Below are 19,697 nucleotides of genomic sequence, written 5' to 3' on the forward strand. Positions count from 1 at the left end.
AGTCGAGCAGGGACGAAAGTCGGGCTTAGTGATCCGGTGGTTCCGCATGGAAGGGCCATCGCTCAACGGATAAAAGCTACCCCGGGGATAACAGGCTTATCTCCCCCAAGAGTCCACATCGACGGGGAGGTTTGGCACCTCGATGTCGGCTCATCGCATCCTGGGGCTGTAGTCGGTCCCAAGGGTTGGGCTGTTCGCCCATTAAAGCGGTACGCGAGCTGGGTTCAGAACGTCGTGAGACAGTTCGGTCCCTATCCGTCGTGGGCGTAGGAAATTTGAGAGGAGCTGTCCTTAGTACGAGAGGACCGGGATGGACGCACCGCTGGTGTACCAGTTGTTCTGCCAAGGGCATAGCTGGGTAGCTATGTGCGGAAGGGATAAGTGCTGAAAGCATCTAAGCATGAAGCCCCCCTCAAGATGAGATTTCCCATAGCGTAAGCTAGTAAGATCCCTGAAAGATGATCAGGTTGATAGGTTCGAGGTGGAAGCATGGTGACATGTGGAGCTGACGAATACTAATAGATCGAGGACTTAACCATATAATATGTAGCAATGTTATCTAGTTTTGAAGGAATATGCCTTCATAGTTTGGTGATGATGGCAGAGAGGTCACACCCGTTCCCATACCGAACACGGAAGTTAAGCTCTCTAGCGCCGATGGTAGTTGGGACCTTGTCCCTGTGAGAGTAGGACGTCGCCAAGCAAGAACCTAAGTTATTTTGACTTAGGTTTTTTTGTGTTTATTTTTATTTACCGAATGCTATAATCCGTAAATTTAATAAAGCTACAGACGAAAAAAGAATGAAGTAGAGACTCTTTAAAATAATAGTAATGATTTTTTGTGTTCCTGATTTTCCTAATGTCGCTAAAGTAATACTTAAAATAGGACACATTATTTCTATCATAAGTATATATTTTAAATAATGAGATGCTATAAATAAATATTTAATAATTACAGAAATTACTGCAATAGAGAAAAATAAATAGGATAATAGCCAAGTTCTTTCTTTAACAGTTATCCTCCTTAGAAATTAAATCGTTATAATAATACAAGAGTGTATATATTTTGATTAAAAACATACTGAAGTGCTATTTAAACGATAAATACATAAAATAGATCTCTAGAAATATATATTCTAATTCCCTTTTCTTCTTGTATATAGTTGCAATTCTTCTTTTGAATATAACTAAAACACGAACGTTATTGACTGCTAATAAAAAAACATTCGATTATTTATTGACATTGTTTATGAAATATTGTTAATATAGCCATAGAAACAATAATATAAGACCTCATATAATCGCGGGGATATGGCCTGCAAGTCTCTACCTAACGACCGTTATTCGTTAGACTATGAGGGAAAGTCACTCGGTATTTTTCTATTCACAAGGGATACGTATGCCTGAGTAGAGCGCTTTCTCTCATAGTAAAAGAGAAACTGTTCTATTTCAGGCTTTTTTTATTTGAATCGGGGGGATTCTAATATGAAATCACTAGTTGGAGTCATAATGGGAAGTACGTCAGACTGGGAAACAATGAAATATGCTTGTGACATTTTAGATGAATTAAATATACCGTATGAGAAAAAAGTTGTATCCGCTCATCGGACTCCGGATTATATGTTTGAATATGCAGAGACGGCTCGTGAACGTGGATTGAAAGTTATTATTGCTGGAGCTGGTGGAGCAGCACATTTACCAGGAATGGTTGCAGCGAAGACAAATCTTCCTGTAATTGGAGTTCCAGTTCAATCAAAAGCATTAAACGGCTTAGATTCATTATTATCCATCGCCCAAATGCCAGGAGGTGTTCCAGTTGCAACTGTTGCAATTGGTAAAGCCGGTTCAACGAATGCTGGATTACTTGCCGCACAAATACTTGGATCATTTCATGATGATATACATGATGCATTAGAATTGAGACGAGAAGCGATTGAAAAAGATGTGCGTGAAGGTAGTGAGCTAGTATGACGAGAATCATTTTACCTGGAAAAACAATCGGTATTATTGGAGGCGGCCAGCTAGGAAGAATGATGGCATTGGCAGCTAAGGAGATGGGATATAAAATTGCTGTTTTAGATCCTACAAAGCATTCGCCATGTGCACAAGTTGCTGATATTGAAATTGTTGCACCATATGATGATTTAAAAGCAATTCAGCATTTAGCAGAGATAAGTGATGTTGTCACATATGAATTTGAGAATATTGATTATAGATGTTTACAATGGCTTGAAAAACATGCGTACTTACCACAAGGTAGTCAGTTGTTAAATACAACACAAAATCGTTTTACAGAAAAGAATGCGATTGAGAAGGCTGGGTTACCAGTAGCAACGTATAGATTAGTTCAAAATCAAGATCAGCTTACAGAAGCAATTGCTGGGTTATCATTCCCTTCCGTCTTAAAAACGACGACAGGTGGATATGATGGGAAAGGACAAGTTGTTTTAAGAAGTGAAGCTGATGTTGAGGCAGCAAGAAATCTTGTGGATAAAGCAGAATGTATTTTAGAGAAATGGGTGCCTTTTGAAAAAGAAGTATCAGTTATTGTGATTCGTAGTGTAAGTGGTGAAACAAAAGTGTTTCCAGTAGCAGAAAATATTCATGTAAATAACATTTTACATGAATCTATCGTTCCAGCTCGCATTACAGAAGAGCTTTCTCAAAAAGCAATTGCGTATGCAAAGGTACTTGCGGATGAATTAGAACTTGTGGGAACACTAGCTGTAGAGATGTTTGCTACAGATAATGTTGAGATTTATATTAATGAATTAGCGCCAAGACCTCACAATTCAGGACACTATACACAGGATGCATGTGAAACGAGTCAATTTGGTCAACATATTCGAGCAATCTGTAATTTACCTCTAGGAGAAACAAATTTGTTAAAACCAGTTGTCATGGTAAACATTTTAGGCGAACATATAGAAGGGGTCCTAAGACAAGTGAATAGATTAACCGGGTGCTATTTACACTTGTATGGAAAAGAAGAAGCAAAAGCACAGCGAAAAATGGGGCATGTTAATATTTTAAATGATAATATTGAAGTCGCTCTAGAAAAAGCGAAGAGTTTGCATATTTGGGACCATCAAGAACAACTGTTGGAGGGAAAAAGATGATTAGTCGTTATACACGCCCTGAAATGGGTGCGATTTGGACGGAAGAGAACAAATTTAAAGCGTGGTTAGAAGTTGAGATTTTAGCTTGTGAAGCATGGGCTGAGCTTGGCGATATTCCAAAAGAAGATGTTAAAAAAATTCGTGAACATGCATCATTTGATATTGATCGTATTTATGAAATTGAAAAAGAAACACGTCATGACGTAGTTGCATTCACTCGTGCTGTATCAGAAACGCCAGCATTAGGCGAAGAACGTAAATGGGTTCATTACGGTTTAACATCTACAGATGTAGTAGATACAGCATTATCTTACATCTTAAAACAAGCGAATGAAATTATATTAAAAGACTTAGAGAACTTTGTAAGCATTTTAGCTAACAAAGCGAAAGAGCATAAATACACAATCATGATGGGAAGAACACACGGTGTTCATGCAGAACCAACGACATTTGGTTTAAAACTTGGTCTTTGGTATGAAGAGATGAAACGTAACGTAGAGCGTTTCAAACAAGCTGCTGATACAGTTCGTGTTGGTAAACTATCTGGTGCGGTTGGTACATATGCAAATATCGATCCATTCGTAGAAAAATATGTTTGTGAAAATTTAGGATTAGAAGCAGCACCAATTTCAACACAAACATTGCAACGTGATCGTCACGCACACTACATGTCAACACTTGCACTAATTGCAACATCTATCGAAAAGATGGCAGTTGAGATTCGTGGTTTACAAAAGAGTGAAACACGTGAAGTTGAAGAAGCTTTCGCAAAAGGTCAAAAGGGTTCTTCTGCAATGCCACATAAACGTAATCCAATTGGTTCTGAAAATATGACTGGTTTAGCTCGTGTTATCCGCGGTTATATGATGACAGCTTACGAAAATGTTCCATTATGGCATGAGCGTGACATTTCTCACTCTTCGGCAGAACGCGTAATTTTACCAGATGCTACAATCGCATTAAATTACATGTTAAATCGCTTTGGTAATATTGTTAAAAACTTAACTGTATACCCAGAGAATATGAAACGTAATATGACAAGAACATACGGCTTAATTTATTCTCAGCGCGTAATGCTTACACTAATCGACAAAGGTATGGTACGTGAAGAAGCTTATGATATCGTACAGCCTAAAGCGATGGAAGCTTGGGAAACACAAGTACAATTTAAAGAGCTTGTAGAAGCTGATGAGCGTATTACAAGCAAGTTAACACAAGAAGAAATTAATGAATGCTTCAACTATGAGCATCATATGCAACACGTTGATACAATCTTTGAACGCCTTGGATTAAACGAAGCGTAAAATTTCATATGGCACAGAATAGAGTCATTCTGTGCCATTCTTTATAAAAATATTATTCACATTTTTCAAACTACAGGGGGCTTGCGAAATGCAAAAGCTAGAATTGCTGTATGAAGGTAAGGCAAAAAGAATTTATCGTACAGAATCAGCAGATATGGTTTGGGTAGAGTACAAAGATAGTGCGACTGCTTTCAATGGGGAGAAAAAAGAGACGATTACAGGAAAAGGTCGTTTGAACAATGAAATTACAACTTTATTGTTCAGAAAGTTACAAGAAGTGGGAATTAAAACACATTTTGTTGAGAAGTTATCTGAAACAGAACAACTTGTTAAAAAAGTGAGTATTATTCCTTTAGAAGTTGTCACAAGAAATGTAATTGCAGGAAGTCTTTCAAAACGATTAGGAATGGAAGAGGGAACTGTACTTGCAGAACCAATCGTAGAATTTTACTTCAAAGATGATGATTTAGGAGATCCGCTTGTAACGGAAGATCATATTCGTGTATTAAACGTTGCATCGCCAGAGCAAGTAAGTGTATTACGAGATATGGCTCTACAAATCAATCAAGTGTTGATTGATCATTTCGCAAGCTGTCGTGTAAGATTAGTAGATTTCAAATTAGAGTTTGGTGTAACGGAAGAAGGAGAAATCATTTTAGCGGATGAAATTTCACCAGATACTTGCCGTTTATGGGATGAAACGAGCAATGAAAAGTTTGATAAAGACGTATTCCGTCGTGATCTTGGAAATTTAACAGATGCTTATGAAGAGATTTTAAAACGTTTAGGGGGAATTTCACATGTATAAAGTTAAGGTATATGTAACATTAAGAGAAAGCGTATTAGATCCACAAGGAACAGCAGTAAAAGGAGCACTTCATAGTCTTTCATTCACAGAAGTACAAGACGTTCGAATCGGAAAGTACATGGAACTAACAATTGATAAATCTGTATCTGATTTAGATAGCAAGGTAAAAGAAATGTGTGAAAAACTATTAGCGAACGTTGTAATGGAAGACTTCCGTTATGAAGTTGAGGAGGTTGTCGCACAGTGAAATTTGCCGTAATAGTATTTCCGGGTTCGAACTGTGATGTCGATATGTTCCATGCAATTAAAGATGAGCTTGGCGAAGAAGTAGATTACGTTTGGCACGATACAGAGAATTTAGATGAATATGATGCAATTCTACTACCAGGTGGATTTTCTTATGGTGACTACTTACGCTGCGGTGCTATCTCTCGCTTTGCTAATGCAATGAAAGCAGTGCAAAAAGCTGCTGAGCAAGGAAAGCCGATTTTAGGTGTATGTAATGGATTCCAGATTCTTGTTGAATCAGGATTACTACCAGGAGCGTTAATAAGAAACGAAAACTTAAAATTTATGTGTCGCACTGTTCAGTTACGTGTTGAAAATAATGAAACGATGTTTACATCACAATATGAAAAAGATGAAATAATTAATATTCCAATCGCGCATGGTGAGGGGAATTACTATTGTGATGAAGCGACTCTTAAACAATTAGAAGAGAACAATCAAATCGCATTCCGTTATGTAGAAAACCCTAACGGTAGCGTTTCAGATATTGCTGGTATTGTAAATGAAAAAGGAAATGTACTTGGTATGATGCCGCACCCAGAGCGTGCTGTAGATGAATTACTTGGCGGTGCTGAAGGGTTAAAAGTCTTTCAATCTATCTTAAAACAGTGGAGGGAAACATATGTCGTTAATGCTTGAACCAAATCCAACACAAATTAAAGAAGAGCGTATATATGCGGAAATGGGGTTAACAGACGAAGAGTTTGCCATGGTTGAAAAGATTTTAGGTCGTCTGCCAAATTATACAGAAACAGGGTTATTCTCTGTAATGTGGTCTGAACATTGTAGTTATAAAAATTCAAAACCAGTGCTTCGAAAATTCCCAACAACAGGTGAGCGTGTTCTACAAGGGCCTGGGGAAGGTGCTGGAATTGTAGATATCGGTGATAATCAAGCAGTTGTATTTAAAATGGAAAGTCATAACCATCCTTCAGCTATTGAACCATATCAAGGAGCTGCAACAGGTGTTGGTGGTATTATTCGTGACGTATTCTCTATGGGAGCACGTCCGGTAGCTCTATTAAACTCACTTCGTTTCGGTGAATTACAGTCACCACGTGTGAAATATTTATTCGAAGAAGTAGTAGCAGGAATTGCAGGATACGGTAACTGCATCGGTATTCCGACTGTTGGCGGCGAAGTACAATTTGATCCATGTTATGAAGGAAATCCACTTGTAAATGCAATGTGCGTAGGTTTGATTAACCACGAAGACATTAAAAAAGGGCAAGCACATGGTGCTGGTAACACAGTAATGTACGTAGGAGCATCAACTGGTCGTGACGGTATTCACGGTGCAACATTCGCGTCGGAAGAACTATCTGAAAGCTCAGAAGCGAAACGTCCAGCGGTTCAAGTAGGGGATCCATTTATGGAAAAACTTCTTATTGAAGCGTGTTTAGAATTAATTCAATCTGATGCACTTGTTGGAATTCAAGATATGGGTGCGGCTGGTTTAACATCATCATCTGCAGAAATGGCAAGTAAAGCAGGAATGGGTATTGAAATGTACTTAGATGATGTACCACAGCGTGAAACAGGAATGACACCATATGAAATGATGCTATCTGAATCACAAGAGCGTATGTTAATTGTCGTGAAAAAAGGTAGAGAACAAGAAATAGTAGATTTATTTGAGAAGTATGATCTTGCAGCGGTTACGATGGGGAAAGTAACAGAAGATAAAATGCTTCGTTTATTCCATAAAGGTGAAAAGGTAGCTGAAGTTCCAGCAGATGCTTTAGCAGAAGAAGCACCAATTTATCATAAGCCATCAAAAGAAGCAGCATACTTTGCTGAATTCCAAGCAATGAAAATGGAAACGCCAAAAGTAGAAAATTATAAAGAAACGTTATTCGCTTTATTACAGCAACCAACAATTGCAAGTAAAGAGTGGGTATACGATCAATACGATTACCAAGTTCGCACAAGCACAGTTGTTACGCCAGGTTCAGATGCTGCAGTTGTACGTGTACGCGGTACAGAAAAAGGATTAGCAATGACGACAGATTGTAACTCTCGCTACATTTATCTAGACCCAGAGATGGGCGGTAAAATTGCAGTAGCAGAGGCAGCGCGTAATATCGTATGTTCTGGCGGAGAGCCACTTGCAATTACAGATTGCTTAAACTTCGGTAACCCAGAAAAACCAGAAATCTTCTGGCAAATTGAGAAATCAGTAGACGGTATGAGTGAAGCTTGTCGCACATTACAAACACCAGTTATCGGCGGAAACGTATCGATGTATAACGAGCGTAGTGGTGAAGCTGTATATCCAACACCAACTGTTGGGATGGTTGGACTTGTGCATGACTTAAAACATGTAACAACACAAGAGTTTAAGCAAGCTGGTGATTTAGTGTATGTAATTGGTGAGACGAAAGCTGAGTTTGGCGGAAGTGAATTACAGAAAATGATTCACGGCAAAATTTTCGGTCAATCACCAAGTATCGATTTAGATGTAGAATTAAAACGCCAAAAACAAGTATTAGAAGCAATTCAAGCTGGTCTTGTTCAATCTGCACATGATGTTGCTGAAGGTGGTTTAGCAGTTGCGATTTCAGAAAGTGCAATTGGTGCTAAAGGCTTAGGTGCTACTGTGAAATTAGATGGAGAAGCAACAGCAGCATTATTCGCTGAATCACAGTCTCGCTTCGTGATAACTGTAAAACGTGAAAATAAAGAGGCGTTTGAGAAAGTGGTAGAAGCAATCCAAGTTGGAGAAGTAACAAGTACAAATGAAGTAACAATTCATAATGAAGAAAATGAAGTATTACTTACAGCAAATGTAGATGAAATGAGAAAGGCTTGGAAAGGGGCAATCCCATGCTTGCTGAAATAAAGGGGTTAAACGAAGAATGTGGCGTTTTCGGAATTTGGGGGCATGAAAATGCAGCACAAGTTTCATACTACGGATTGCACAGTTTACAGCACCGTGGGCAAGAAGGCGCAGGCATTGTCGTAAATAATGGGGAAAAAATCGTCGGTCACAAGGGGTTAGGTTTAATATCAGAAGTGTTTTCAAGAGGTGAGCTAGAAGGATTAAATGGAAAATCAGCGATCGGACATGTACGATATGCAACAGCTGGTGGAAGTGAAGTTGCTAACGTTCAACCATTGTTGTTCCGTTTTTCCGATCATAGTATGGCGTTAGCTCATAACGGAAATTTAATTAACGCAAAAATGCTTCGTCGTGAATTAGAAGCAGAGGGCAGTATTTTTCAAACTAGTTCAGATACAGAAGTACTTTTACATCTTATTAAACGTAGTACGAAAGATTCTTTAATTGAAAGTGTAAAAGAAGCTTTAAACAAAGTGAAAGGTGCGTTTGCGTATCTTTTACTAACTGGAAATGAAATGATCGTTGCATTAGATCCGAATGGGTTCCGTCCGCTTTCAATTGGAAAGATGGGGGATGCTTACGTTGTAGCATCTGAAACATGTGCTTTTGATGTAGTAGGTGCAACATACATTCGTGATGTAGAACCGGGTGAATTACTTATCATTAATGATGAAGGAATTCACGTAGATCGTTTCACAAACGATGTAGAACATGCAATTTGTAGTATGGAATACATTTACTTTGCACGACCAGATTCTAATATTGCAGGCGTTAACGTTCATGCAGCACGTAAGAATATGGGGAAACGTTTAGCGGCAGAAGCTCCTATTGAAGCAGATGTTGTTACTGGTGTACCAGACTCTAGTATTTCAGCTGCGATTGGCTATGCGGAGGCGACAGGTATTCCATATGAGTTAGGATTAATTAAAAATCGTTACGTTGGACGTACGTTTATTCAACCTTCTCAGGAACTGCGAGAGCAAGGGGTTAAGATGAAACTTTCCGCAGTAAGAGGTGTAGTTGAAGGGAAACGAGTTGTTATGATTGATGACTCTATCGTAAGAGGAACGACAAGTAAACGAATTGTTCGTATGCTTCGTGAAGCTGGAGCGACAGAAGTTCACGTAAGAATTGCTTCACCACCTCTGAAATATCCATGTTTCTATGGCATTGATATTCAAACGAGAAAAGAATTAATTGCAGCAAATCATACAGTAGAAGAAATCCGTGAAATGATCGGAGCAGATTCTTTAACATTTTTAAGCGAAGATGGATTAGTAGATGCAATTGGACGTCCATATGAAGGGAAATATGGTGGCCTATGCATGGCTTACTTTAATGGGGACTATCCAACAGCTCTTTATGATTATGAGCAAGAGCTTTTAGAAAGTATGAAATAAGAAAAGTGAAACAAGCTTCTACTTCTTTTGATGTAGAAGCTAGCTCCTTTCTTAAAATAGCCCGCCCTGGATGGGGAGAAATTAAAAGACGAGGTGTAAATAACGATGGCGAATGCATATAAGCAAGCAGGAGTAGATATTGAAGCTGGATATGAAGCGGTATCTCGCATGAAAAAACACGTACAAACAACTATGAGAAAAGAAGTACTAGGCGGTTTAGGCGGTTTTGGAGGTATGTTTGATCTATCAAAATTTGCATTAGAAGAACCTGTATTAGTATCTGGAACAGATGGCGTGGGAACGAAATTGATGCTCGCTTTTATGGCAGATAAACATGACACAATTGGTATTGATGCAGTAGCAATGTGTGTAAATGATATTGTTGTCCAAGGAGCAGAGCCGCTTTTCTTCCTTGATTATATTGCTTGTGGTAAAGCTGAACCTAGTAAAATTGAAAACATCGTCAAAGGTATATCAGAGGGCTGTCGCCAAGCTGGTTGTGCATTAATCGGTGGAGAAACAGCTGAAATGCCAGGAATGTATTCTACGGAAGAATATGATTTAGCTGGTTTTACAGTTGGGATTGTTGATAAAAAGAAAATTGTAACAGGTGAAAAGATTGAAGCTGGTCACGTGCTAATTGGCTTAGCATCTAGCGGTATTCATAGCAATGGTTACTCTTTAGTAAGAAAAGTGTTACTAGAAGATGGGGAACTATCTTTAGAGCGTATTTATGGCCGCTTAGAACTACCTCTTGGTGAAGAATTATTAAAACCAACGAAAATTTATGTCAAACCTATTTTAGAACTATTGAAGAAACATGAAGTATACGGTATGGCGCATATTACAGGTGGTGGATTTATTGAAAATATTCCACGCATGTTGCCAGAAGGAATCGGTGCCGAGATTGAACTAGGATCTTGGGAAATTCAGCCGATCTTTAGTTTGCTTCAAGAAGTTGGAAAACTGGAAGAAAAAGAAATGTTCAATATTTTTAACATGGGTATTGGTATGGTAGTAGCAGTGAAGGAAGAAGATGCAAAAGATGTTGTTCGTCTTCTTGAAGAGCAAGGAGAAATGGCTCGTATTATTGGACGTACTATACAAGGAGCTGGCGTTACTTTTAATGGGGGCACAGCACTATGAGTAGATTAGCAGTTTTTGCTTCTGGAAGCGGATCTAACTTTCAATCTCTCGTTAATGCGGTAGAAGAAAAAAGATTGGATGCAGAAATTAGTTTATTAGTATGTGATAAACCAGAAGCACGCGCTGTTGGACGGGCAAATTATCATCATATTCCGTGTTTTGCTTTTTCAGCGAAAGCATATGAGTCAAAAGAAGCATTTGAAAAAGAGATATTAAAGAAGCTAGAAGAATATGAAATTGATTATGTTATTTTAGCTGGATATATGCGGTTAATCGGGCCGACGTTACTAGAAGCATACGGCGGGAAGATTATTAATATTCATCCATCATTACTACCGAGCTTTCCGGGTAAAGATGCTGTCGGTCAAGCGTTAGAAGCAGGTGTGAAAGTAACTGGAGTAACAATTCATTATGTAGATGCAGGTATGGATACAGGGCCAATTATTGCGCAAGAAGCAGTGGTTGTTTCTGAAGGGGATACGAGAGAAAGTTTACAAAAGAAAATTCAACAAGTTGAACATAAATTATACGTAAATACAGTGAATCAAATTGTTCAGTCTGTGAAAGAATCAACTGTTAACTAACATACAACCAGGGGTGAAGGATAAATGAAAAAGCGTGCATTAGTAAGTGTTTCAGATAAAACAGGAGTAGTAGAATTTGTTAAAGGGTTACTAGAACAAGGGATTGAAGTTATTTCAACAGGTGGTACGAAAAAGTTATTAGAAGAAAACGGTTTACAAGTAATTGGTATTTCTGAAGTAACTGGTTTCCCTGAAATTATGGATGGCCGTGTGAAAACGTTACATCCAAATATTCATGGTGGTCTATTAGCAGTTCGTGATAATGAAACACATGTAACACAAATGAATGAATTAGGTATGGAGCCAATTGACTTTGTTGTTGTTAACTTATATCCATTTAAAGAAACAATCGCTAAGCCTGATGTAACATTTGCTGATGCAATTGAAAATATTGATATCGGTGGCCCGACAATGATTCGCTCTGCTGCGAAAAATCATAAATTCGTATCTGTAATTGTAGATCCAGTAGATTATGATATTGTGTTAGCAGAACTGAAAGAGAACGGTGAAGTAGCAGAGGAAACAAAACGTAAACTAGCAGCGAAAGTATTCCGTCATACAGCAGCGTATGATGCGTTAATTTCTAACTACTTAACAGAGCAAATGGGTGAAGAAAGTCCAGAAACATTAACTGTGACATTTGAGAAAAAGCAAGACTTACGTTATGGCGAGAACCCACATCAAAAGGCAACTTTCTATAAAGCGCCATTCGCGGCAACTTCTTCTGTTGCATACGCAGAACAATTACACGGTAAAGAATTATCGTATAACAATATTAATGATGCAGACGCAGCACTTAGCATCGTAAAAGAATTTACAGAACCAGCAGTAGTAGCAGTAAAACATATGAATCCATGTGGTGTTGGAGTAGGAACTGATATTCACGAAGCATATACTCGCGCTTATGAAGCAGATCCAGTATCAATTTTCGGCGGTATTATTGCAGCAAATCGTGAAATTGATAAAGCTACAGCAGAAAAGTTACATGAAATTTTCTTAGAAATTGTTATCGCACCTTCGTTCTCGCAAGAAGCTTTAGAAGTGTTACAAAGTAAGAAGAACTTACGTTTATTAACTATAAATATTGAAAAAGCGACAAGTGCAAGCAAAAAACTAACTTCTGTACAAGGTGGACTTCTCGTTCAAGAAGAAGATACGTTATCATTAGATGAAAGTACAATTTCAATTCCAACGAAACGTGAACCTTCAGAGCAAGAATGGAAAGATTTAAAACTAGCTTGGAAAGTTGTAAAACATGTGAAATCAAACGCAATTGTTTTAGCGAAAGATGACATGACAATTGGCGTCGGTGCGGGACAGATGAACCGTGTAGGTTCTGCAAAAATCGCAATTACACAAGCTGGTGAAAAAGCACAAGGTAGCGCACTTGCATCTGATGCTTTCTTCCCAATGCCAGATACATTAGAAGAAGCAGCAAAAGCAGGAATTACAGCAATCATTCAACCAGGCGGATCAATCCGTGATGAAGATTCTATTAAAGTGGCAGATACTTATGGGATTGCTATGGTGTTCACTGGCGTACGTCATTTCAAACACTAATAGAGGATGTTTAAAAAGTCCGGTCAAGATAACCTTCGCATGTCGTCGTTGCATCGCCAGTGCGGTACTCATGTAGGAAAGCTACACTCCGTGTCCTCCTGGCAAATGCGCCTAGACCTGCTCGGTGCTCTTGATCCTCCTTTTTAAACCTTTATTGATATGGATGTTTAAAAAGTCCGGTCAAGATAACCTTCGCATGTCGTCGTTGCATCGCCAGTGCGGTACTCATGTAGGAAAACTACACTCCGTGTTCTCCTGGCAAATGCGCCTAGACCTGCTCGGTGCTCTTGATCCTCCTTTTTAAACCTTTATTGATAGGGATGTTTAAAAAGTCCGGTCGAGATAACCTTTTATTGATATGAAAAAGCAAACTAGGAGCATAGCTTCTAGTTTGTACTTATTTAATTATTGGGGGATGAAATATGAATGTTTTAGTAATTGGCCGCGGTGGGCGTGAGCATGCTTTAGCTTGGAAGTTTGCACAATCTGAAAAAGTAGAAAAGGTATATGTAGCACCAGGTAATGAAGGTATGAGAGATGTTGCAACACCAGTTGATATTGATGAAAATGATTTTGATGCATTAGTTTTATTTGCAAAAGAGAATAATGTTGAGTTAACTTTCGTTGGACCAGAAATTCCGCTTATGAATGGAATTGTTGATTGTTTTAAAGAAGAGGGACTTCGCGTATTTGGTCCGAATAAAGCGGCTGCTGTTATTGAAGGTAGTAAAGCTTTTACAAAAGAGCTTATGAAAAAGTATGATATTCCAACTGCGGCGTACGAAACTTTTACAGATTATGAAGAAGCAGTACAGTACATTCAAAAAGTTGGTGCACCAATCGTTATTAAAGCTGACGGCCTAGCTGCGGGTAAAGGGGTAACGGTAGCAATGACGCTTGAAGAGGCATTACAAGCTGTGAAAGAAATGCTACAAGATGTGAAATTCGGCGCGGCAAGTAAGAAGATCGTTATTGAAGAGTTTTTAGATGGACAAGAATTTTCATTAATGGCATTCGTGAATGGAACAACTGTACATCCAATGGTAATCGCCCAAGATCATAAAAGAGCTTTTGATGGTGATAAAGGTCCAAATACGGGCGGAATGGGTGCATATTCTCCAGTACCACAAATTCCAGAATCAGCAGTTCAAGAAGCGATTCAAACCGTATTACATCCAACTGCTAAGGCGATGATTGCAGAAAACCGTTCGTTTACAGGTATTTTATACGCAGGTCTTATTTTAACAAATGATGGTCCGAAGGTAATTGAATTTAATGCACGCTTCGGTGATCCTGAAACAGAAGTTGTATTACCTCGCTTAGAAAATGATTTAGTTGACGTATGTAACGCTGTATTAGATGAAAGTGAACTAACGTTACAATGGTCAGAAGAAGCTGTAATCGGTGTTGTACTTGCTTCTAAAGGATATCCAGAAGCATATAAAAAAGGTGATATTATTAGTGGACTAGATGCACTGCAAGATGTGATTGTTTTCCATGCAGGTACAGCAATGAAACATGGGGACTTTGTAACGAACGGTGGCCGTGTATTATTTGTTGCTTGTAAGGCAAATAGTTTACAAGAAGCAAAAGATAAAGTATATAAAGAAATCGGTAAAATTGAGAGTGATGGTCTATTTTATCGAAGTGATATAGGATATCGTGCAATTGGGCATGAGATGACGAAAAGTTAATATGTAAAAATCCCGCTGAGGAATCAGCGGGATTTTTTATGCATCTTTATCTTTTTTTAATTTCCCTTTTTGCTTTGCCATTTCTCGAAGTAAATACTCGATGTGTGCATTGACGCTACGAAATTCATCATTTGCCCATTTTTCGATGACTGCGTGTAATTCAGGATCAATACGTAATGGAAAGCTTTTCTTTTTAGCCATAATTACTTATAGCCCTTAGTATAGGCTTCCTGTATTAATAACTGGTTGCGCACCTTTATCTGAAACGATGGCAACTAATAAGTTGTTTACCATATTTGCTTTACGCTCGTCATCGAGTTCTAGTACGCCTTCTTCATCTAACATATGGATGGAATCTTTCGCCATCTTCACAGCACCTTCAACAATTTCTTTTCTAGCAGCTAATACTGCTTTTGCTTGCTGGCGTTGTAGCATTGCATGGGCAATTTCTGTTGCGTAAGCTAAGTGCGTTAAACGAGTTTCTAATACTTCTACACCAGCAATTTCAAGACGCGCCTCTAACTCACGTTTTAATTCTTCAGAGATTTCTTCAGTATTTCCGCGTAACGTAACGCAGGTTTCATCTTGGAAATTGTCATAAGGATATTTTGTTGCAACATGGCGGATTGCCGTTTCGCTTTGAATTTCTACAAATCGATCATAATGTTCAACACCAAACATTGCTTTTGCAGAATCAACAACTTTATATACGATAACAGCTGCAATTTCAATTGGATTTCCATCAACGTCATTTACTTTTAATTTTTTACTGTTAAAGTTTTCAACACGTAAAGATACAGTTTGACGGAATGCGAACGGAATCGTTAAAAATAAACCGTTTTGACGAATTGTTCCTAAATAATTACCGAAGAACGTAATAACCTTCGCTTGATTCGGTTGAACAATACCGATACCTGTAGCGAGAACTGCGGCTAATATAATAGTTAGTGCCGCTCCTATGAAAATTTCTTGTGCAAGGAAAAATACACCGATAGCAGCTAAAATCAAAATTCCAATAATACCGAGAAAACCATTTACATAAAATACTTGTTTTTCTTTCATATGATCGCCTCCTGATATAAAAATGATATCACTTTTATATCATTTTAAGCAAGAGGTATGCACCTAATTTTCTGAATTTTATTGATTGATATCTTTTATATACATTTTAAGGCCGAAAAAGAGAATGTACGTTCTGTTTTATGGTAAAATAAAGAAGACTTAACCGCCCACTGCAGCAGCTAAGTCCCTTTGAGAGCATCTTGCATCGTGACAAATGATTCAAAGCGGTTTTGCCAGGATTATATTTTCAATCGCTGACTCAATCTCTTTGTCAGAAGCGTCATAACTTCCTTTTGACTTTGGCTTGTCATGAGTGGAAGTTTGATTCACTTCTTCTTTAGCATGTCCTTTTTCAGCAAAATTCATGCTAGGCATTTTAAATGCCCCCATATTCATGTATTTTCCGAATTTCCACATTTCAACAACAGGGCAGAAACGAACAATTCCTTCTGCAACTTTCATTGCACCAATCCATAGAAAAATGTTAGACCAAGTGCACCACGGCTTGCGTACAAGTTTAGTTGCACTACATCCGAAGAGGACAAGCCCAAGTGTAATTCGAATTAGAGCGTTTATTGTCCCGATATTTTGCTTCATTAGAAAAACACTCCTTTTTATGAAAGTTGAAATAGATAATACTATTTCTTTTATTAGTATCCCGTTTGATTTTTGGGATATGTAATCCAACATTTGACGTGGAAAAAGATGTTGGAATGTGCGTGTGTGTAAGTAACTTTTTTTGTTATAATGAAAGAATGCATAAAAGGAACTTCAAAATTAAATCCTCTAGTTTAAAAAATATGGAAGAGGTAATTCCAAACTTAATTCTCCGTTTTAAACAAATATTTAAGATGAAGTTAAAACAATAATGATGAAAATAAACTGTTATTTTGAACAGAAATATATATAACTAGAGAAAAGGAAGGGTGTTTTCATGTACGATATTTCCGGATGGAAACATGTATTTAAGCTTGATCCAAATAAGGAGTTAAGCGATGAACATTTAGAAATGATTTGTGAGTCTGGAACTGATGCGGTTATTGTAGGCGGAAGTGATGGAGTTACAATTGATAACGTATTACACATGCTAGTTAGCATTCGTAGATATGCAGTTCCTTGTGTATTAGAGGTTTCTGATGTAGAAGCAATTACACCAGGATTTGATTTTTATTACATCCCAAGTGTTTTAAATAGCCGAAAAGTAGAATGGGTAACAGGTGTTCATCATGAGGCATTGAAAGAATTTGGGGATATTATGGACTGGGACGAAATTTTTATGGAAGGGTATTGTGTTTTAAATCCAGAAGCGAAAGTAGCCCAGCTTACAGAAGCGAAATGTGATTTAACAGAAGATGACGTTATTGCATATGCTCGTTTAGCAGACAAGTTATTACATTTACCGATATTTTATTTAGAATATAGCGGTACGTATGGAGATGTTGAACTTGTTAAAAATGTAAAAGCAGAATTGAAACAAGCTAAGTTATACTATGGCGGTGGTATTTCTAATGCAGAACAGGCGAAAGAAATGGCACAATATGCTGATACAGTAGTTGTTGGAAATATTATTTATGATGATATAAAATCGGCGTTAAAAACAGTTAAAGCAGTAAAAGGAGAGTAGGTGCAGGCGTATATGAGTATGACAGATAGATTATTAAACGGTTTAAATCCACAGCAACAAAAAGCAGTCCAAACAACGAATGGACCACTTCTATTAATGGCAGGTGCAGGTAGTGGTAAGACACGTGTGTTAACACATCGTATTGCATATTTACTTGGTGAAAAAGGTGTAGCACCATGGAATGTACTGGCTATTACCTTCACAAATAAAGCAGCTCGTGAAATGCGTGAGCGTATTGATACACTTGTGGGACCAGAAGCAGAAGATATTTGGATTTCGACGTTCCACTCTATGTGTGTACGTATTTTACGACGGGATATCGATCGTATTGGTATTAATCGTAACTTTACAATCTTAGATTCAGGCGATCAGCTAACTGTAGTCAAAAAAATTATGAAAGAGCGCAATATTGATCCGAAGAAATTTGAGCCGCGCTCTATTTTAGCGGGTATTAGTAATGCGAAAAATGAACTGTTATCTGCGGATAAATATGCAAAAAAAATTACAATGGCTGATCCATATGAAAAATTAACGAGCGATGTATACACAGAGTATCAAAAACGTCTTTTGAAAAATAATTCATTAGACTTTGATGATTTAATTATGACCACGATTCAGTTATTTGAACGTGTTCCAGAAGTATTAGAGTTTTATCAGCGTAAGTTCCAATATATTCACGTTGATGAGTATCAAGATACGAACAAAGCGCAATATCTTCTTGTTAAACATTTGGCAGCGCGTTTTAAAAATCTTTGCGTTGTAGGTGACTCTGACCAGTCTATTTATCGCTGGCGTGGTGCAGATATTTCTAACATTTTGTCGTTCGAAAAAGACTATGAGAATGCACAAGTAATTTTGTTAGAACAAAACTATCGTTCGTCACAAAATATTTTAAATGCAGCGAATGCTGTTATTGAAAAAAATACGAATCGTAAGCCGAAGAAATTATGGACAGACAATCAAGTTGGAAGTAAAATCTCGTATTATCGTGCTGCAACTGAAAAGGACGAAGCGTATTTTGTTGCGAAAAAAATTCGTGACGATATTCAAATGGGGAAACGAAAATATACTGATTTTGCAGTGTTATATCGTACGAATGCTCAGTCTCGTATGGTCGAGGAGATTTTCCTTAAATCTAACATTCCGTACAAAATTGTCGGGGGTACGAAGTTCTACGACCGTAAAGAGATTAAAGATATTTTGGCGTACTTACGTTTAATCGGTAATCCAGATGATGAAATTAGTTTTGCACGTATTATTAACATGCCAAAGCGTGGTATTGGTGCGACTTCTATCGATAAAATTATTAATTACGGTGTGCAAAACGGAATTTCATTAACTGCTGTATTTGATGAAATTGAGCATGTTGGAGTAAGTGCAAAAATTACAAAGGCAGTAAAAGAATTTGCGAATTTATTAAATAACTGGGTAAATATGCAAGAGTATTTATCTGTTACAGAATTAGTAGAAGAAGTTATTGAAAAAACAGGCTATCGCGATATGTTGAAAAATGAACGTTCTTTAGAAGCGGAAGGTCGTTTAGAAAACTTAGACGAGTTCTTATCTGTTACGCAAACATTTGAATCTCAAAGCGAAGATAAGAGCCTTGTTGCATTCTTAACAGATTTAGCACTTGTTGCTGATATTGATCGTGTAGATGAAGACCCAACTGCTGGTGAAGAAGTTATTTTAATGACGATGCACTCAGCGAAAGGATTAGAGTTCCCGGTTGTCTTTATTGTTGGCTTAGAGGAAGGGATATTCCCTCATACTCGTTCTCTTATGGAAGAGGATGAAATGCAAGAAGAACGTCGTCTTGCTTATGTAGGTATTACCCGTGCAGAAGAAGAGCTATATTTATCTAACGCGCAAATGCGTACTTTATTTGGTAGAACAAGTATGAACGCTGCGTCTCGATTCATTACAGAAATCCCGACAGAACTAGTGGAATCATTAAATGAAACAGCGCCAAAGCGTGAAACATCGTTTGGTGCAAAAGGCAGAACGGCAAGTAGCGGCAAAACGACAATCACAACGACAACACGCTCTCGTTCAGCTTTCGCGCGCCCTGCAGCTAAGACGACAGGTGGCGAACAAATTGGCTGGGCAGTAGGAGATAAAGCTTCCCACCAAAAATGGGGAGTCGGTACAGTTGTAAGTGTAAAAGGTGAAGGTGATGCAAAAGAATTAGATATTGCATTCCCAAGCCCAATTGGTGTTAAACGTTTGTTAGCAAAATTTGCACCTGTGACGAAACAATAGAAAG

The 19,697-nt window shown here is 38.0% G+C and carries 18 protein-coding genes, 2 rRNA genes and 1 riboswitch (1 of these 21 only partly in view); of the genes, 16 read left to right on the forward strand and 4 right to left on the reverse strand.

The window, feature by feature from the left end:
• Both BC_RS01640 and rrf read left to right on the forward strand, forming a co-directional pair.
• Nucleotides 1–539 (forward strand): 23S ribosomal RNA (locus BC_RS01640) (it extends 2,383 nt beyond the left edge of the window).
• A 48-nt stretch (nt 540–587) separates the two neighbouring features.
• A 5S ribosomal RNA gene (gene rrf / locus BC_RS01645) occupies nt 588–703 on the forward strand.
• A 43-nt stretch (nt 704–746) separates the two neighbouring features.
• On the opposite strand, the gene BC_RS27910 is transcribed toward rrf, so the two are convergent.
• The gene (locus BC_RS27910) at nt 747–1,019 is read right to left on the reverse strand and encodes a hypothetical protein (protein WP_078214846.1); all 273 of its coding nucleotides are present in this window, start codon (nt 1,017–1,019) and stop codon (nt 747–749) included.
• 254 nt (nt 1,020–1,273) lie between these two features.
• A riboswitch (purine riboswitch) is annotated at nt 1,274–1,375 on the forward strand.
• A gap of 110 nt (nt 1,376–1,485) precedes the next feature.
• Here BC_RS27910 and purE point away from each other — a divergent pair.
• The 12 genes from purE to purD all read left to right on the forward strand — a co-directional run bounded on the left by purE (nt 1,486) and on the right by purD (nt 14,745).
• On the forward strand, nt 1,486–1,971 hold the full coding sequence (gene purE / locus BC_RS01655; protein ID WP_000839365.1) for a 5-(carboxyamino)imidazole ribonucleotide mutase: 486 nt from the start codon (nt 1,486–1,488) through the stop codon (nt 1,969–1,971).
• A complete protein-coding gene (purK, locus tag BC_RS01660) occupies nt 1,968–3,119 on the forward strand; it encodes a 5-(carboxyamino)imidazole ribonucleotide synthase (RefSeq protein ID WP_000196775.1) in 1,152 nt (383 codons plus the stop codon). The genes purE and purK overlap by 4 nt, the downstream gene beginning before the upstream one ends.
• A complete protein-coding gene (gene purB / locus BC_RS01665; protein WP_000625682.1) occupies nt 3,116–4,423 on the forward strand; it encodes an adenylosuccinate lyase in 1,308 nt (435 codons plus the stop codon). The genes purK and purB overlap by 4 nt, the downstream gene beginning before the upstream one ends.
• A gap of 88 nt (nt 4,424–4,511) precedes the next feature.
• Entirely contained in the window at nt 4,512–5,231 is a 720-nt protein-coding gene (purC, locus tag BC_RS01670) for a phosphoribosylaminoimidazolesuccinocarboxamide synthase (RefSeq protein ID WP_001170544.1), read from the forward strand.
• Nucleotides 5,224–5,478 (forward strand): phosphoribosylformylglycinamidine synthase subunit PurS, encoded by a 255-nt coding sequence (gene purS, locus BC_RS01675; RefSeq protein ID WP_000278823.1) that lies wholly within the window; start codon nt 5,224–5,226, stop codon nt 5,476–5,478. The genes purC and purS overlap by 8 nt, the downstream gene beginning before the upstream one ends.
• Nucleotides 5,475–6,158: a phosphoribosylformylglycinamidine synthase subunit PurQ gene (purQ, locus tag BC_RS01680; RefSeq protein ID WP_000666774.1), complete on the forward strand. Its 684-nt coding sequence runs from the start codon at nt 5,475–5,477 to the stop codon at nt 6,156–6,158. The genes purS and purQ overlap by 4 nt, the downstream gene beginning before the upstream one ends.
• Complete coding sequence (purL, locus tag BC_RS01685; protein ID WP_000055555.1) at nt 6,142–8,361, forward strand: phosphoribosylformylglycinamidine synthase II; 2,220 nt, start codon at nt 6,142–6,144, stop codon at nt 8,359–8,361. Before purQ ends, purL begins: the two co-directional genes overlap by 17 nt.
• Entirely contained in the window at nt 8,346–9,761 is a 1,416-nt protein-coding gene (gene purF / locus BC_RS01690; protein ID WP_000879025.1) for an amidophosphoribosyltransferase, read from the forward strand. The genes purL and purF overlap by 16 nt, the downstream gene beginning before the upstream one ends.
• Nucleotides 9,762–9,866: 105 nt before the next feature.
• A complete protein-coding gene (purM, locus tag BC_RS01695; protein ID WP_001262439.1) occupies nt 9,867–10,907 on the forward strand; it encodes a phosphoribosylformylglycinamidine cyclo-ligase in 1,041 nt (346 codons plus the stop codon).
• Nucleotides 10,904–11,491 carry a phosphoribosylglycinamide formyltransferase gene (gene purN, locus BC_RS01700; RefSeq protein ID WP_000088589.1) on the forward strand — a complete coding sequence of 196 codons (588 nt, stop codon included), beginning with the start codon at nt 10,904–10,906 and terminating at the stop codon, nt 11,489–11,491. The genes purM and purN overlap by 4 nt, the downstream gene beginning before the upstream one ends.
• A 24-nt stretch (nt 11,492–11,515) precedes the next feature.
• A complete protein-coding gene (purH, locus tag BC_RS01705) occupies nt 11,516–13,051 on the forward strand; it encodes a bifunctional phosphoribosylaminoimidazolecarboxamide formyltransferase/IMP cyclohydrolase (RefSeq protein ID WP_000745439.1) in 1,536 nt (511 codons plus the stop codon).
• Between the two features lie 422 nt (nt 13,052–13,473).
• Nucleotides 13,474–14,745 carry a phosphoribosylamine--glycine ligase gene (gene purD, locus BC_RS01710; RefSeq protein WP_001101962.1) on the forward strand — a complete coding sequence of 424 codons (1,272 nt, stop codon included), beginning with the start codon at nt 13,474–13,476 and terminating at the stop codon, nt 14,743–14,745.
• A gap of 36 nt (nt 14,746–14,781) precedes the next feature.
• On the opposite strand, the gene BC_RS01715 is transcribed toward purD, so the two are convergent.
• The 3 genes from BC_RS01715 to BC_RS01725 form a co-directional block, all read right to left on the reverse strand.
• On the reverse strand, nt 14,782–14,946 hold the full coding sequence (locus BC_RS01715; protein ID WP_001085171.1) for a toxin-antitoxin system HicB family antitoxin: 165 nt from the start codon (nt 14,944–14,946) through the stop codon (nt 14,782–14,784).
• 15 nt (nt 14,947–14,961) lie between these two features.
• Nucleotides 14,962–15,807 (reverse strand): SPFH domain-containing protein, encoded by an 846-nt coding sequence (locus BC_RS01720; RefSeq protein ID WP_000660669.1) that lies wholly within the window; start codon nt 15,805–15,807, stop codon nt 14,962–14,964.
• A gap of 219 nt (nt 15,808–16,026) precedes the next feature.
• On the reverse strand, nt 16,027–16,404 hold the full coding sequence (locus tag BC_RS01725) for a YgaP family membrane protein (RefSeq protein ID WP_000812346.1): 378 nt from the start codon (nt 16,402–16,404) through the stop codon (nt 16,027–16,029).
• 337 nt (nt 16,405–16,741) lie between these two features.
• Between BC_RS01725 and BC_RS01730 the strand changes: the two genes are divergently transcribed.
• Nucleotides 16,742–17,431, forward strand: a complete 690-nt coding sequence (locus tag BC_RS01730; protein WP_000272099.1) for a heptaprenylglyceryl phosphate synthase — start codon at nt 16,742–16,744, stop codon at nt 17,429–17,431.
• A gap of 12 nt (nt 17,432–17,443) precedes the next feature.
• Nucleotides 17,444–19,693 (forward strand): DNA helicase PcrA, encoded by a 2,250-nt coding sequence (gene pcrA, locus BC_RS01735; protein WP_002164784.1) that lies wholly within the window; start codon nt 17,444–17,446, stop codon nt 19,691–19,693.
• Nucleotides 19,694–19,697: the final 4 nt, after the last annotated feature.

The organism is Bacillus cereus ATCC 14579 (genome assembly GCF_000007825.1).
Taxonomy (GTDB): domain Bacteria; phylum Bacillota; class Bacilli; order Bacillales; family Bacillaceae_G; genus Bacillus_A; species Bacillus_A cereus.

Excerpts from the sequence above, each read along its gene's own strand:
- purE (WP_000839365.1), top strand. The coding sequence starts at position 1,486 with ATGAAATCACTAGTTGGAGTCATAATGGGAAGTACGTCAGACTGGGAA.
- purK (WP_000196775.1), top strand. The coding sequence starts at position 1,968 with ATGACGAGAATCATTTTACCTGGAAAAACAATCGGTATTATTGGAGGC.
- purB (WP_000625682.1), top strand. The coding sequence starts at position 3,116 with ATGATTAGTCGTTATACACGCCCTGAAATGGGTGCGATTTGGACGGAA.
- purC (WP_001170544.1), top strand. The coding sequence starts at position 4,512 with ATGCAAAAGCTAGAATTGCTGTATGAAGGTAAGGCAAAAAGAATTTAT.
- purS (WP_000278823.1), top strand. The coding sequence starts at position 5,224 with ATGTATAAAGTTAAGGTATATGTAACATTAAGAGAAAGCGTATTAGAT.
- purL (WP_000055555.1), top strand. The coding sequence starts at position 6,142 with ATGTCGTTAATGCTTGAACCAAATCCAACACAAATTAAAGAAGAGCGT.
- purF (WP_000879025.1), top strand. The coding sequence starts at position 8,346 with ATGCTTGCTGAAATAAAGGGGTTAAACGAAGAATGTGGCGTTTTCGGA.
- purM (WP_001262439.1), top strand. The coding sequence starts at position 9,867 with ATGGCGAATGCATATAAGCAAGCAGGAGTAGATATTGAAGCTGGATAT.
- purN (WP_000088589.1), top strand. The coding sequence starts at position 10,904 with ATGAGTAGATTAGCAGTTTTTGCTTCTGGAAGCGGATCTAACTTTCAA.
- purH (WP_000745439.1), top strand. The coding sequence starts at position 11,516 with ATGAAAAAGCGTGCATTAGTAAGTGTTTCAGATAAAACAGGAGTAGTA.
- purD (WP_001101962.1), top strand. The coding sequence starts at position 13,474 with ATGAATGTTTTAGTAATTGGCCGCGGTGGGCGTGAGCATGCTTTAGCT.
- BC_RS01715 (WP_001085171.1), bottom strand. The coding sequence starts at position 14,946 with ATGGCTAAAAAGAAAAGCTTTCCATTACGTATTGATCCTGAATTACAC.
- BC_RS01720 (WP_000660669.1), bottom strand. The coding sequence starts at position 15,807 with ATGAAAGAAAAACAAGTATTTTATGTAAATGGTTTTCTCGGTATTATT.
- BC_RS01725 (WP_000812346.1), bottom strand. The coding sequence starts at position 16,404 with ATGAAGCAAAATATCGGGACAATAAACGCTCTAATTCGAATTACACTT.
- BC_RS01730 (WP_000272099.1), top strand. The coding sequence starts at position 16,742 with ATGTACGATATTTCCGGATGGAAACATGTATTTAAGCTTGATCCAAAT.
- pcrA (WP_002164784.1), top strand. The coding sequence starts at position 17,444 with ATGAGTATGACAGATAGATTATTAAACGGTTTAAATCCACAGCAACAA.